Source organism: Vibrio sp. Vb0937 (assembly GCF_033338855.1).
Window position 1 is genome coordinate 692,809 of record NZ_JAWOTK010000001.1, and the last position, 13,883, is coordinate 706,691.

A 13,883-nucleotide genomic window follows, 5' to 3' on the forward strand; every position below is an offset into this window, starting at 1 on the left:
GCGGCGATTTAAAGGTCTAGTGGGTCTAAATCAAGAATCGACAACAAAGTATACAAACCAAGACAGCTCGCCCTTCGGGAGCGTGTCATTGACTCGGTTTCTGTGTCAAACAACGTGGAAAGAGCTGACTATTACGCTGCGTTGTTTTCCTTGACCCCGAATCAATGACAACGCTCTGAATCCTGCATCTTGAAGTCACTTGGGTATAAGAGTCATTTACAAGGAGGAGCGACATGTACCGTTATGTTAGTTCACCAAAAGCGTCGAAGTACATAGTACCGCCGCCACTGCATCGCGAGTTGTCGAGTATCGATGTACCAGAGTCGGAACTTGAGATGCGTGAAATTCTGAACAATTGGTTTACCGATGGATTGGCGCCGATCATTCAAAATGAAGACAATTACATCTCTGCTAATGAGCAACAGCGCTTTAAGCAGCTCAGCCGCACGGTGGGTGTGCTACTGCGTAATAAAGATTACTACTTCGCCACTAAGCGGATTCTTTCGTTGTGGGATCAAGACTGCTTAGAAACGACTTACGTTAATTATCTGATTTTACGTAGTGAGCGCATACCATACTTCAAATAAGCCCTATTTATCGGCTTAAAATAGTGATTTACATGGTTTTCTTAGTAACTTTTGATACCAGTATTTAACATTTTTGTAAACATCGTTATATTTAAGGCTCATCGTTGTCAGGAGTTTATGGATGAACCTTACGATATCAGGGAAGTTGCAGCTCAGTTTTGTGCTGCTAGCCGTACTTTTTATGGCATCAGCGGTATTCACGTATCGCAACGTCACTACCGTAGAGCAATACGCCTCTTCGTTACTTAAATCCGATTTACCGACCGTCGACACCAGTCGCGGTATCCAACAGTCCGTTCAAGCGTCGCTGTCTTCTATTCGAGCCTACATGTTGCTAGGTGGCGATGAAGAGGCGAGCGCACGTCTGAGTGAGGACGTACGCAATATCATGGCTTCTACAGACGAGTCGCTTCCAACGTTGCAGGCTCTGATCTCTGAACAGGATTTTCAAGCGATTCAAAGCCAGTGGGACGCGGTAAAAGTCTCTTTGAACAAGCTGATTGAACTTAGCCACAGTGATGAGAACTTACCCGCGCACAACCTCTTTATTAACGAAGCGGCACCCATTGCAGAAGTGGCACTTGATCAGCTTCAAAGCTTAATCAATGAAGAGTCAGGAAACCCATTTGGTGGAGACAGAAAGCGTTTGTTTAAAGTTTACGCGGATAGCTATACCTCGCTCGCCAATGCACTGTCTGCTCTGCGAGATTTCCTGTTGTACGGGCAGCAAGATCATCTGGACAAATACTACGACTTGATTAAGTACCACAATCAGTCTGTGGCGGAAATCGACAGTAAACTCGACAGACTGACTGATAACGACCAATCATTGTGGTCACTGTTTAAAGAAATGCAGCAACTGTACTTTCCTTTAGCAGAGCAGGTAATTGCATTGCGTCAGTCGCCAGAGTGGAACGAATCAAACTTGCTGATGGCGAACGAACTGTTGCCAGCAGCGGATGCACTAGACCAAAGCTTAGAAACGATCGTATTGGCTCAGCAAAGTCGTGCTGATCAAAGTGGACAGGGTATTAATCAGTCGATCAAGAACGTACTCACCACTATGTTGATTGCTGCGGCATTGGTTTTGATTGCCGCAGTAGCGATTTCAAAATACATGGGCAATACCATTGGTCGCCGAGTGAAAAACTTATCGGAGCGAGCCAAGACGATCGCTTCAGGAGATGTTTCTCAGCCTCCGTTAACTGTTGTTGGGAAAGATGAATTGGCAGACCTTACCGATTCGATTAACCGCATGAACCAATCGTTAGCGAGCATCGTGGCAGGGGTGAGTGAAAAAGCGCACCAGGTGGATACCAGCATGGGGGCTTTGTTGGAATCGGCGCAAGTCACCTCATCGAATGTAGAACAGCAACAAACCAGCATTGTTGAAATGGGAAGCCAATTGGATGAAATCGCTTTAGCCGCGCGTAACACTCTAGATCAAGCCAATCAATCGGTGCAGAAGCTTTCTGATTCAAAAGGCGAGATTGAACAAGGTCGTGATGCTTTAGAGCAAAACAAAGTCACCATGGAAAGCTTGCATGGCAGCATTGAAACCGCGAGTACGCAAGTGACGCAGTTAAGCAAAGAGAGCGAAGCCATTGGTCGAGTGACGGAAGTAATTGAAGGTTTGGCAGAACAAACTAACTTACTGGCATTGAATGCCGCGATAGAAGCAGCGCGTGCGGGTGACCAAGGACGAGGCTTTGCGGTTGTGGCGGATGAAGTACGTATGTTAGCGACTCGCACTACTCAATCGACGACAGAAATCAACGGTATCATCAATGCGATTCAACGCTCGACCAATTCGGTGGTAGAGGAGATTGAACACAGCCAATCACTTGCGGAGCAGGGCGCTGAGCACATTGAAAAAGCGGTAACTCGTTTGCTTGTCACGACCGAGCAAATTGGTTCTTTGAATGAACAAATGGCAGAACTTGCGGCAGCGGCAGAGCAGCAATCTCATGCGACCAACTCGATCACTGGATTGATGTCCGGTATTACTCAATCAGTGGATGAGGTTTCGAATACTAGCCAACGTGCATCAGAGACATCATTGCAGGTAAAAGAGCAAGTTACCGAGCTGAATCAACAGATGGCAACTTTTAAAACGGCGTAGATAAGGTTTACGTCTGTTCATCTACTTTTGAACGTTAACCAAATAGTAAAAAAGCCCCAATCCTTTTTACACAAAAAGGGTTGGGGCTTTTTGTTGGATGATACGCCGATATTCGTCTGCTTGCTCATTGGATTTAGCTATTTAAATCATAGTTAAAACCAAATTTTCTTCACCGAGCCGGAGTCGTAATATGACTCCATCGGCAGCAAATACTGCAAAAGAATTTTTAAACTTTATACCAATCCCGGTAAGAGAATAGTTCGTTACTACGATTGGTATCATCCTTCTAGGAGCAAGATTATGAACAAACAAGTAAGCCTAATTGGTCTAGACAGCGAACAATCAGCACAACTAGCTCAACAGTTAAATCAACTGCTAGCGCATTACCAAGTGTTGTACATGAACTCTCGCGGTTACCACTGGAACATTAAAGGTGCGCAATTCTTCGAACTGCACGTAAAATTTGAAGAAATCTATACTGATCTACAAACAAAAATCGATGAGCTTGCAGAGCGTATTCTAACTTTGGGTCATACGCCAGCGCACGCATTCAGCAACTACTTGGAAGCAAGTGAAATTAAAGAACATCAAAACGCGACTTCTGGTGAGGAGTGTGTACAAGGTCTGGTTCAAGGCTTTAGCGTTCTACTTCTAAAACAGCGTGAGATTCTACAAAACGCGGGTGAAGCAGATGACGAAGGTACAGCGGCATTGATGGGTGACTACATCCGTGAGCAAGAAAAATTAATGTGGATGCTTAACGCTTACCTACAAGGCTAAGTGGCGCATCACCCAAGTAATCCTTGGGAACGCATGAAACAATCGGGAATAAGTCATAAGGGGCACGTTGGTGCCCCTTTTTTTGTTTGCGTATTTTATATGTGCGCTTTATTTGCGTGGTAAGGATTCGAAACGGCTCAATAAATCACTGAGTTCATTAAGCGCCAATGAGGCTGAATCATTGAAGGTTTCTTGATTCCCATGGTGCACAAGGCAAGAGGGCATCTGCGCGTTATACGCTGCCTGCAAGTCGTAGAGGTAATCGCCGACATAAAGCACTTCATCAGGCATCAAACGCCACTCTTTCGCCAATACTTGCAGAGACAAAGGGTCTGGCTTGGGCGGGAAGCATTCACGAGTGATGACTCGTTCCACTGAGATTTGGTTGTGTTCTAGTTTGCGCTGCGTGGCGATTTGACAGTTGCGCGTCACGATAGCGGTTTTGATTTCATTTTGATGCAAGTGGGCGATCAATTCATGGCAGCCAATCATTGGAGCAGACTGCTCAGCATCAGAAATCTCGTAATCAAATATCACGTTATGAGCGTGCTCTCGATGATGAGGGTGCTCAAGTGCGTCGACAAAATCCAATAGATCTTCACTCTGCGGACAACCTAGCTGTTGTCGCAATTCGCCGAAGTTCATATCAGAACTCACCAAGGTGTTGTCTAAATCAAACACCACGGCTTTAATTTTATCGAGCTGTAAAGGGAATGGAATCATAATGACCTCGTACAACTTAACCGAACTATCGTTTTAAAAAACAAAAGGTTATTGTTAAGTTTAGATTCTTCTGCTTAGATTGTACGAAAATAAATCACTAGTACGTCACAAATTAAATAGTCTTAACGATTTTAGTGTTTGATTACCTTTCCTCAAGACGAAATATTTTGCCGCTGTCGGTAGAAAAGTAGATATAACCATCGGGGCTGATGGTTATATCTCTTATTCGCTCACCAAGATTCTCCATTAATCTTTTTGATTCGGTAAGGTTGCCATTATCAATAGAAACCACGTTGATGTGCGCCAGTTTCAATGCGCCTGCGAGGATTTTCCCGTCCAATTCTGGGTATTTATCACCACGGTACAAAATCATATTACTGGGCGCGATAGAAGGGACGTATACCAGCTTGGGATCTTCCATTCCCGGTAACGACTTAGCTTCCCCAACGTCCAACGGTCCCCAATATTCTTTACCATGAGAGACTTTTGCCCAGCCGTAGTTCGCGCCTTTCTTGATTAGATTAATTTCATCGCCACCGCGTGGTCCATGTTCAATCGACCACAGCTGTTTTGTTGCTTCGTCGTAAAACATACCTTGTGGGTTGCGGTGCCCGTAACTCCATATCTCAGGAAGAGCTTGGGAAGGTTTGAATGGGTTGTCTTGCGGAACCGAACCATCAAGATTAAGGCGTAGAATACTGCCAGCATGGGTTTGAGTGTCTTGCCCATTATCACGTTCGCCACGGTCACCGATTGAGAAGTAAACTTTGTCGTCAACAAATGAAATTCGACTGCCGTAGTGACGCCCTGTGTCGGTGATGGCATCAGCAACAAAGAGATCGTTCCAACCCACAAGTTGATTGTTTTGCAATTGCGCCGTCGCTAACGCCACCGTATTGCCTTTACTTGTGCGCTTGCTGTAGGTAAAGAAGAGTTGCGGGTTTTGCGTATCGGCATTCGGTGCGAGCGCAACATCCAATAAGCCGGCTTGTCCACTGGTGTTCACATCGGGGACGTTAAACAGCTTTTGAGGTTTGCCTGTGGTGATATCCAGCAACGAAACCGTACCGTTCTTTTGATTGACGATAACGCGTTGATTATCTAAGAACTCGATCCCCCAAGGGATCTGAAATCCACTCGCCACTTCGTTGGCGCGGTATTCGGCAGTGTTGGCAGAAAAGGATAAACAAGCGAGTAGGGTAGCAGCAATCGTTCTCATGGTTCCTTCCAATATGAATCGTGTTAATACTTAAAAGCTAACACTAAAAGACTATGTTTGGCAGAGATTCACTTGTATATGAATGTAAAAAATCCCCGATACGAGATCGGGGATTGAATTAAGGCTAGAGAATTGTTTATGTAGCGAGATTACATCGCTTCTTCGAAGATCTTAGAGATTTCTTCGTGAGTTGCTTGTTTAGGGTTAGTGAAACCACAAGCGTCTTTCAGTGCGTTGTCTGCTAGTGTTGGGATGTCTTCTAGTTTCGCACCAAGCTCTTTAATACCTGCTGGGATACCCACATCTTTCGCTAGAGTAACGATAGCGTCGATTGCTGCCGCTGCACCTTCTTCAGCAGACATGCCTTCTACGTTTACGCCCATTGCTTTTGCTACGTCACGTAGACGCTCAGGACATACTTGCGCGTTGTAACGCTGTACGTGAGGTAGAAGAATCGCGTTACAAACACCGTGTGGAAGGTCGTAGAAACCACCTAGCTGGTGTGCCATTGCGTGTACGTAACCTAGAGAAGCGTTGTTGAACGCCATACCCGCCATGAACTGTGCGTATGCCATTTGTTCACGAGCTTCTAGATCTTCACCGTTTTTCACTGCTGTGCGTAGGTAAGCTTGGATAAGCTCAATCGCTTTGATTGCTACTGCATCAGTGATTGGTGTTGCCGCGATAGATACGTAAGCTTCAATCGCGTGAGTTAGGGCATCCATACCTGTTGCCGCAGTTAGCGAAGCAGGTTTAGCGAGCATTAGCTCTGGATCGTTTACCGAGATAAGCGGTGTTGTGTGCTTATCAACGATAGCCATCTTAATGTGACGCTCTTCGTCAGTGATGATGCAGAAACGCGTCATTTCAGATGCAGTACCCGCCGTCGTGTTGATCGCGATAAGTGGCATCATTGGTTTTGCAGATTGGTCTACGCCTTCGTAATCTGAGATTTTGCCGCCGTTAGAAGCAACAAGCGCGATACCTTTCGCACAGTCGTGTGGTGAACCGCCGCCTAGAGAGATAACGAAGTCACATTCGTTATCAGTAAGAAGTGCTAAGCCGTCGTTAACGTTGCTGATAGTTGGATTTGGTTGAGTGCCATCAAACACAACGGTTGCTACATCGCGCTCAGTGAGAAGGTCTTGAACTTGTTTGACTACACCGATTTGGTTAAGGATCTTATCCGTAACGATCAAACCTTTTTTAAAGCCTTGAGATTGGATGCTGTCTGCTGCGTCTTTCAAACAACCAGCGCCCATTAGGTTTACCGTAGGGATAAAAAATGCACTTGTCATATTGGATAGCTCCGTCGTTATTTTTAATAATCTTTCTTAATTTGCCATTTACTGTCGCACATTCGTTTCCAGATTGAAGTTGATCTAAAGCAAGTTTACCCACTTAGAGGTACTTGCAAGAGAAAAACTGTGACAGTGATCTTGTTGCACTGCGTATAAGTGCAACACTGATATAAAGTAGAACAAATATGAAACTATGGACGCAAACGATTGGCAGAAATTGACTTCTGACGCGGATATATCTCTAAATTCGACTAAAGTATAAAAAATCCCCATTAATAACTTAATTATCAATGGGGATAGGGAAGTGTTTTATAAGCTAACTACTAATAATTAAGCTATTTTAATCAGTTTTGATACTAACTTTTCGATACCTGAAGCCGCTTGAGAGATATTCTCTGCCAACATGTAAGCAGGGGTTGAAAGTACGAGGTGTTTTTCATCAAAAACGATGTCTTCGACAGGGCACGTGGTGTGTTCACCGCCCATTTGATTAAATGCTATTGAGACTGCCTCATCGTTGCCTACCGTTCCTTTCACGCCTTGCTCATAAATCATCGGAATAATGACAGGAGAAATACACAGATAGCCAGCTGGTTTTTTCGCATTAGCAAACGCGCGACAAGCTTGAGCTACGTGTGTGTTAATGGAGCACTCTGCACCTGAAACGGCGAAGTCGGTTAAGTTTTTCGCGGCACCAAACCCACCTGGAAGCAGTAGGGCATCGTATTCATCGACGTTAAGTTTGGCGACATCGTCAATATTTCCGCGTGCAATACGAGCTGATTCGATCAATACGTTACGTGTTTCATCCATTTCGTCACCAGTTAGGTGATTGATGACGTGGAGTTGGTCAATGTTAGGTGCAAAGCAGTGCCAAGTTGCACCTGCCTTCTCGATGGCGTAGAGCGCCAACACTGCTTCGTGGATCTCAGAACCGTCGTAAACGCCTGAACCACTTAAAATGACTGCGACTTTTTTCATGTTTGGATTCCTTTACTCTGAACGTTCCTTAGATTGCTCTTCGCTATCTAGACCATGCGTTTCCGAATGTGTTTTAACGTTTTCACTCTCGTTGTCATCTTCATCATAGTAGCGCACAACAAAGGGTGTAAGCATAACACTAGAGGGCAGAAAATGTTTCATATCGACTCCAACGGCTTAATAGAATGATTTTTATACTGATTTTTATAAAACAGTACGTTGAACCTGATCATTTTTGAGTTAAGCTGACGTTTCCTTTGGCATTCGTGAGTGGTAGGTCACATGAAATCAGTGCAATTTCGTTTCACACTTTATGGTTGTATCGCGATTCTCTCTTGGAGTTGTCTGCTTGGCATCGCGAGGTTGGTTACGGAGAGTTTAGGTCCTGTAGGCGGGGCAGCCATGTTGTACTCTCTTAGCTCTGTTTTCCTTCTTATCGTGGTCGGTATTCCAAAGTTGTCTTACTTTTCTCCCAAGTATCTTGCGCTTGGTGGTGCGATGTTCGTCTGTTATGAAATATTTCTCGCTCTATCTTTGGGATATTCCAACTCGCGCGCGCAGGCAATTGAGGTGTCGATTGTCAATTACCTTTGGCCCGCACTGACGGTTTTATTTGCGGTCCTTGGCAGCAATAAAAAAACAAACTGGTTGCTTTATCCCGCAGTTACGCTGGCGTTTGTTGGGGTTGCTTGGACTGTGAGCGGTGAGAATGGCTTATCCATAACTCAGATCATGTCCAATGTTAGTAGTAACCCTCTGGTGTATTTTATGGCTTTCGCTGGCGCGGTTATATGGGCTTTTTATTGCAACTTAACCCAAAGGCAGCAATCTAAACATAATGCGATTACCCTGTTTTTTATTGCAACAGCTGTTTCGCTTTGGGTCAAATACGCGTTTACGGATGAGCCACCAATGACATTCAGTTGGGAAGCGATGGGGTACTTAGTGGCCTCTGCGGCTTTAATGGCTGGTGGTTATGGTTTATGGAATATCGCGATCGTTGGCGGCAATATGGTTTTTCTCGCCACCTTGTCTTACTTCACACCCATTTTTTCCGCTTTATTTTCTTCCATTATTCTTGGCGTAACTCTGAGCCATAGCTTTTGGCAGGGCGTTGTGATGGTAACGGTGGGCTCGCTGATGTGTTGGTTAGTCACCAAAGAGAAGCGCGAAGCGGCTGGGTAAGTTACCAACGAGATCAGAGAATTTAAGTGAGCAACGAACAGATCTCCCTTGCGAGCTGTATTCGAATACGAAGAAACTAAATCGAAAAAATTAAAAAAGCTCCCGAGATTGGGAGCTTTTTATTGAGTTTTAACGGCTCTTTGGTGGCACTCTAATAAGCGACGTTCAAGTGTAGTTGAAGCTTGAATCTGTGCTTCGACAGTCGCTTGATAAGCTGCTTACGAGTGTGCTCTAGTGTATCAAGCTCCAATGTGTCGTCATCAATATGTACGTCCACATTTACTCGTAGCTCTTGGCCCACCTTCGTTACGCCAGCCAGTTTCAATTGATGCTCAGTTACTTTTTCAATCTCAAGAACATCTTTGCCAACGCTCTGACACAGCTCTTTGCTTGGTGCCATCATTAGTAGTTCACGTAAGGCACCTACTAGCATATCGAACGGTACTTTGAGGAAGTAAAAGCCCATTAAAACCATCATCATGGGGTCGGCATATACCGCATACTCAGAGAATGGCGTTAGTGAAACAGCCCAAGCCGAGATAAATCCTACGGTCACCGCCACACTCAACAAAGTATCCATTTGCCACTGTTTTTTCTCCGCTTCAATCAAGCCTGATGAGAAGCGGCGGCTGCGTTTCGCCATAAACCACCAAGCGTAACCACAACCGATAACATTCACGATGCCGAATAAGGTCGCAATAGAAGCATCGACCTCGCGACCTCCAGACATCAATGCTGATATCGCAGAGTAGAGAGAGAAGCTTACAACCACTAAAATGACGGCTGCTTTTATCGCAATAACGATTGGTTCTAAGACCGCTTTTCCAAATGGGAATACAGATTTTGAAGGCTTGTTAATATAGTAAGAAGCGGCCAGTGACAATAAAGTTAACAGTAAGCTGACCAAAGAGTAAACACCGTCAAACACGATGACAATTGATCCTACAAGCAAGCCAAGTACCATACCACCAGCAGCGAACCCAGATGCCAAAAGGGCTGAAATGGTTAGAATACGGTTTTCGTTTTTGCTTGTCCTGTCACACATAAAAGATGCCTTTGAATTTTAATACCTTACTATTCTTCGCTCATAAGGTAATTTAGGCAACCACAAAGTGACCAGTAACTAGTCTAAAAAATTGCGTTTTTATTTATATTCCTATAAAACAATGGCTTACTGTTATTTTTTGGTGTCAGTAAAATTGACGCTCACTGATAAAATGTTTAGAAGTCAAATAAATACTCGCTCAATTTATCTGCTAACCACGTCATTGCTGGATGCTCAGTATGGCCGTTAGGTGAAAACATACAGTAGTCTTCTTGCGTCAATCCGTATGTGTGTTTGATAACGGCGAGCTTCTGCTGACGAAGGTAATGGCGGATTAATGGTTCTGGAAGCACGCCCCAAGCGTCTTCTTCTAAGATGGTGTTCAGCATGTAGTCAAAACTCGAAAAACCAATATATCGAGTCGAGAAAGGTTGCAGTTCAGGGTTGTCTTTCTCATTTAGGTACACCATTAGTGCTTGCATCTGACTACGTAGATCTTCGTCTGAGACACGGCGCATCTTACTTAGGCGGTGTTCTACACTGCATACTGACATCATACGTATCTTGCCTAATGGGTTATATACGATACGGGGATCGTCTACTCGCTCATAATCAACGCCGAAAGCAAAATCTACTTGGTGGGTACTGACCAAGTTGGCTAAGTCGCCACTGGATGCCAAGATTAAGTTGAAGGTTGTTGAAGGAAAGCGGTTATTCAATGTATGAGATAATTCTTGCCAGAGATCATCAGGTAAGGAGTCGTCACGTGCTACCCAAACTTCCGCGTTAAACCCTTCCGAGATTTGAGCGCAGGTCTTTCTGACCCGTTGTGCGATGATAAGTAGGTGTTCGCAATCTTTGTAAATGGCTTTCCCAGCTTCAGAGAGGGTGAGCTGGTTGCCAGTTCGGTTAAACAATTCAACGTCGAGATCTTTCTCTAATGCCTTAATCGACATACTGAGTTTGGTACGATTGCAGTCGAGTTGCCTTGCCGCTTCAGAAACAGAACCACACTCAGCGATGGTGCAGAAGGCTTCTACTTGAGTTAAGTTCATGATTTGACACAACCAATAAATGAATTCAAATAATTTGGGTATTATGCAGATGCGCTCCCAAAGCCATGAAAGATTATCGAAAAAAACGCGAATCCGCCAGATAAGTCTATGGTCTTTTAACGGTTTTGCGGTAATCTATGTGGGTTACAAAAAGTGAACATGGAGGCCACGATGGCACAAGATTGGGACGGCTTAGCAAAAAACTGGGAATCAAATCCAGCAACAGAGCAATTTGCGCAGTCGGTGTTTGAGCAGTTACAACAGCTAACTCAGCTTGATGGCATTAAAGTACTAGATTTTGGATGCGGAACAGGGCAGTTAAGTCAACGATTGTCACCGATGGTTAAAGACATCGTAGCATTAGACGCATCGGAAGCCATGATTGAGGAACTCGATAAAAAAGAGCTCGTCAACGTAGAACCTGTGGTAGATGCATTATCTCGCGGCTTGGTTGCTCAGCACCCTGCGTTTCGTGGACAGTTCGACTTGGTGGTTGCATCATCAGTTTTAGCGTTCGTGGAAGACTTAGACGCGTCATTAACGATCTCGCATTCTCTACTTAACCACGGCGGCTATTTTGTTCATTTTGATTGGATTGCAGAATGTGAACAAGACGGTTTTACCCTTGCGAAGTCTGAGCGTGCACTGAAAGAAGCAGGCTTTACTGAAGTTGAATCGCAACACGTTTTTGACATTGTATCTGACGGTAAAACAATGTCGGTATTAATGGGGCTTGGTCGCCGCTAATACTGCTGAATAAAGAACACAAAATGACAAAAGCGAGCTAACAAGCTCGCTTTTTTCTTATCTGCTGAGGGTATATGTAACTTCACTTGCTCTAAACAAGTCGTCGTGGTGCAGGCAAGGACATACTCGAACAACTAAGTCTTCGGAGGTTATTTTGAGACGACTATCCTGCGTATCTCCTCCAGCACTTCAGGGTTGGCTATTGCGCCGAAATTTTCGACGCTTCGGTTGTTAACGACTTGCTTAACGGCTAACTCGACCAGCTTTCCTGAGCGTGTCTTAGGTATATCGCTTATTGCGTAAATCGCACTAGGTACATGCCTTGGAGAACATGCAGACTTTAGCTGTGCTTTGATGGAAGCGATCATCTCGTCATTGAGCTCTACCCCTTTGACTAATTGGACAAACAGCCATATTTGTTCGTTGCGATCGACTTCTTTTCCTACTGCGATCGAATCTAGAATACCGTCTATACAGTTCACTTGCTGATAGATTTCGGCCGTGCCGATTCTTACGCCACCGGGATTCAACGTGGTATCACTTCGACCATAAAACATGTATCCCCCAACGCTGGTCTGTTCAACATCATCGCCGTGGTGCCAAATATTGTCGAATTTATCCCAATAAGCGCGATGATATCTCTCACCGGTGTCGTTCCAAAAGCCAGCAGGGAAGTTGGGTAATGAATTGGCGCAAACCAACTCACCGCGCTCTCCCATTACGCTATTACCCTGTGGGTTAAAGACTCGGACATCGACCCCTAACCCTGCTGATTGGCACTCTCCCCGATAAACGGGAGAAATAGGGTTGCCTAATACAAAGCAGCCACAAATGTCTGTTCCGCCAGAAATCGAGGCGAGGTGTACATCTTCTTTAATGTGCTGATAGACATAATCAAACTGTTCTGGATACAGAACAGAGCCCGTTGAGCAAATGGTTTTCAGACTTGGAAATGCATCACTTTTCTGCGGAGAAAAAGATGCTTTTTCCAGCGCCTCTAGGTATTTTGCTGAGGTTCCAAACAGCGTCACTTCGGCTCGTTCTGCGAGGTCCCAGAGCGCATCATGAGTGGGGTAAACAGGGCTACCATCAAAAATCACCAAACATGCACCGCTCGCGAGTGAAGAAACGTGCCAGTTCCACATCATCCAACCGCAGGTCGTGTAATAAAACACGCGTTCGTTCGGTTGAATATCGCAATGCAGTTGATGCTCTTTCAAGTGATTAAGCACCGTTCCGCCGACGGAATGAACGATGCATTTCGGTTTGCCTGTTGTGCCTGAAGAATAAAGCACAAATAGCGGATCGTTAAAATTCACACGAGTAAAAGTCAGCGCTTCGGGTGTGTATTGATTCAGGACGTTTTGCCAATCTTGGGTGCAGACATCGCATTCAAAAATGTGTGGTTTAAGGTAGCTAATTTGGCAAACTTGTTTAAGACCATCAAGATGATCCGCAATATGCTGGTTTTTCTCAGACATATCGAAAGTTTTGCCATTGAATGTATAGCCATCACAAGTAAACAGGATTTTGGGTTTCACTTGACCAAAGCGTTCCAAAACGCTTTCGACGCCAAAATCAGGTGAGGTGGAAGTCCAGGTCGCCCCCAAACTGGTGGTTGCTAGCATAGCTACCACCGTTTGAGGTAGGTGAGGTAAATAACCAGCGACGACATCACCTTGCTTAATTCCACATTCTTTCAACCATTGCTGCACACTCGAAACTTCTTCGCACAATTGTTTCCAGGTGTAGGTCTGTTTTTCTTCACGTTCATTTTCAAACCAAATAGCGAGATCATCGGGTTGGTGACACGCGTAGGTTAGCAAATTTTCGGCGTAGTTAATTTGCGCGTTTGGGAACCATTTTATATCCCTATTTTCAACAGGTTGCTGCCAGCGACTTTCTGCTCGCTCTTTTATGGTCTCTCCCTGAGTGCCAATGACGTCGCAGAATAGCCAAACTTCCTGCCAAAATTTTTCTACATGATCGAGTGACCATTGATGCAGATCAGCGAAGCTTTCAAGGGTATTTCCTTGTCGATTAATGTGTTCAATAAACTGTGTAATGTTGGCTTCTTCGATACGACTTTCGCTCGGTTGCCATACTTTGCTGCTCTCGCGCATAGTTCCCTCTATAAC

General features: G+C 44.8%; 13 protein-coding genes. 5 read left to right on the forward strand and 8 right to left on the reverse strand.

Annotation, left to right across the window (positions count from 1 at the left end; all coding sequences use genetic code 11):
* Positions 1-233: 233 nt before the first annotated feature.
* The 3 genes from R7P67_RS03050 to R7P67_RS03060 all read left to right on the forward strand — a co-directional run bounded on the left by R7P67_RS03050 (position 234) and on the right by R7P67_RS03060 (position 3,489).
* Positions 234-587 (forward strand): hypothetical protein, encoded by a 354-nt coding sequence (locus R7P67_RS03050; RefSeq protein WP_064369168.1) that lies wholly within the window; start codon positions 234-236, stop codon positions 585-587.
* Positions 588-708: 121 nt separating this feature from the next.
* Positions 709-2,709: a methyl-accepting chemotaxis protein gene (locus R7P67_RS03055; protein WP_064369169.1), complete on the forward strand. Its 2,001-nt coding sequence runs from the start codon at positions 709-711 to the stop codon at positions 2,707-2,709.
* Between the two features lie 300 nt (positions 2,710-3,009).
* Complete coding sequence (locus R7P67_RS03060; protein WP_005388254.1) at positions 3,010-3,489, forward strand: Dps family protein; 480 nt, start codon at positions 3,010-3,012, stop codon at positions 3,487-3,489.
* 108 nt (positions 3,490-3,597) lie between these two features.
* On the opposite strand, the gene R7P67_RS03065 is transcribed toward R7P67_RS03060, so the two are convergent.
* From R7P67_RS03065 to R7P67_RS03085, 5 genes are all read right to left on the reverse strand, one after another.
* Positions 3,598-4,212: an HAD family hydrolase gene (locus R7P67_RS03065; RefSeq protein WP_225478160.1), complete on the reverse strand. Its 615-nt coding sequence runs from the start codon at positions 4,210-4,212 to the stop codon at positions 3,598-3,600.
* A 142-nt stretch (positions 4,213-4,354) separates the two neighbouring features.
* Positions 4,355-5,431 (reverse strand): PQQ-dependent sugar dehydrogenase, encoded by a 1,077-nt coding sequence (locus R7P67_RS03070; RefSeq protein ID WP_064369170.1) that lies wholly within the window; start codon positions 5,429-5,431, stop codon positions 4,355-4,357.
* 149 nt (positions 5,432-5,580) lie between these two features.
* Positions 5,581-6,729 (reverse strand): L-threonine dehydrogenase, encoded by a 1,149-nt coding sequence (gene yiaY, locus R7P67_RS03075; RefSeq protein ID WP_064369171.1) that lies wholly within the window; start codon positions 6,727-6,729, stop codon positions 5,581-5,583.
* 333 nt (positions 6,730-7,062) lie between these two features.
* Positions 7,063-7,713, reverse strand: a complete 651-nt coding sequence (elbB, locus tag R7P67_RS03080; RefSeq protein WP_017634378.1) for an isoprenoid biosynthesis glyoxalase ElbB — start codon at positions 7,711-7,713, stop codon at positions 7,063-7,065.
* 12 nt (positions 7,714-7,725) lie between these two features.
* A complete protein-coding gene (locus R7P67_RS03085) occupies positions 7,726-7,875 on the reverse strand; it encodes a hypothetical protein (protein ID WP_017634379.1) in 150 nt (49 codons plus the stop codon).
* Positions 7,876-7,995: 120 nt separating this feature from the next.
* Here R7P67_RS03085 and yddG point away from each other — a divergent pair, with 120 nt between their 5' ends.
* On the forward strand, positions 7,996-8,898 hold the full coding sequence (gene yddG / locus R7P67_RS03090; RefSeq protein ID WP_005389394.1) for an aromatic amino acid DMT transporter YddG: 903 nt from the start codon (positions 7,996-7,998) through the stop codon (positions 8,896-8,898).
* Between the two features lie 151 nt (positions 8,899-9,049).
* Here yddG and R7P67_RS03095 read toward each other — a convergent pair whose 3' ends face one another.
* Together R7P67_RS03095 and R7P67_RS03100 are read right to left on the reverse strand one after the other, a co-directional pair.
* On the reverse strand, positions 9,050-9,943 hold the full coding sequence (locus R7P67_RS03095; RefSeq protein ID WP_053303754.1) for a cation diffusion facilitator family transporter: 894 nt from the start codon (positions 9,941-9,943) through the stop codon (positions 9,050-9,052).
* Between the two features lie 176 nt (positions 9,944-10,119).
* On the reverse strand, positions 10,120-10,998 hold the full coding sequence (locus R7P67_RS03100; RefSeq protein ID WP_005375568.1) for a LysR family transcriptional regulator: 879 nt from the start codon (positions 10,996-10,998) through the stop codon (positions 10,120-10,122).
* Between the two features lie 171 nt (positions 10,999-11,169).
* Between R7P67_RS03100 and R7P67_RS03105 the strand changes: the two genes are divergently transcribed.
* Entirely contained in the window at positions 11,170-11,745 is a 576-nt protein-coding gene (locus R7P67_RS03105) for a class I SAM-dependent DNA methyltransferase (protein WP_005375567.1), read from the forward strand.
* Positions 11,746-11,894: 149 nt separating this feature from the next.
* Here the strand turns inward: R7P67_RS03105 and R7P67_RS03110 are convergent, their stop codons facing one another.
* Positions 11,895-13,868: an acetoacetate--CoA ligase gene (locus R7P67_RS03110; RefSeq protein WP_318085868.1), complete on the reverse strand. Its 1,974-nt coding sequence runs from the start codon at positions 13,866-13,868 to the stop codon at positions 11,895-11,897.
* Positions 13,869-13,883 lie beyond the last annotated feature (15 nt).

Coding starts and splice junctions, on each gene's coding strand:
- yddG (WP_005389394.1), top strand. CDS start 7,996: ATGAAATCAGTGCAATTTCGTTTCACACTTTATGGTTGTATCGCGATT.
- R7P67_RS03105 (WP_005375567.1), top strand. CDS start 11,170: ATGGCACAAGATTGGGACGGCTTAGCAAAAAACTGGGAATCAAATCCA.
- R7P67_RS03060 (WP_005388254.1), top strand. CDS start 3,010: ATGAACAAACAAGTAAGCCTAATTGGTCTAGACAGCGAACAATCAGCA.
- R7P67_RS03050 (WP_064369168.1), top strand. CDS start 234: ATGTACCGTTATGTTAGTTCACCAAAAGCGTCGAAGTACATAGTACCG.
- yiaY (WP_064369171.1), bottom strand. CDS start 6,729: ATGACAAGTGCATTTTTTATCCCTACGGTAAACCTAATGGGCGCTGGT.
- R7P67_RS03055 (WP_064369169.1), top strand. CDS start 709: ATGAACCTTACGATATCAGGGAAGTTGCAGCTCAGTTTTGTGCTGCTA.
- R7P67_RS03070 (WP_064369170.1), bottom strand. CDS start 5,431: ATGAGAACGATTGCTGCTACCCTACTCGCTTGTTTATCCTTTTCTGCC.
- R7P67_RS03110 (WP_318085868.1), bottom strand. CDS start 13,868: ATGCGCGAGAGCAGCAAAGTATGGCAACCGAGCGAAAGTCGTATCGAA.
- R7P67_RS03100 (WP_005375568.1), bottom strand. CDS start 10,998: ATGAACTTAACTCAAGTAGAAGCCTTCTGCACCATCGCTGAGTGTGGT.
- R7P67_RS03065 (WP_225478160.1), bottom strand. CDS start 4,212: ATGATTCCATTCCCTTTACAGCTCGATAAAATTAAAGCCGTGGTGTTT.
- elbB (WP_017634378.1), bottom strand. CDS start 7,713: ATGAAAAAAGTCGCAGTCATTTTAAGTGGTTCAGGCGTTTACGACGGT.
- R7P67_RS03085 (WP_017634379.1), bottom strand. CDS start 7,875: ATGAAACATTTTCTGCCCTCTAGTGTTATGCTTACACCCTTTGTTGTG.
- R7P67_RS03095 (WP_053303754.1), bottom strand. CDS start 9,943: ATGTGTGACAGGACAAGCAAAAACGAAAACCGTATTCTAACCATTTCA.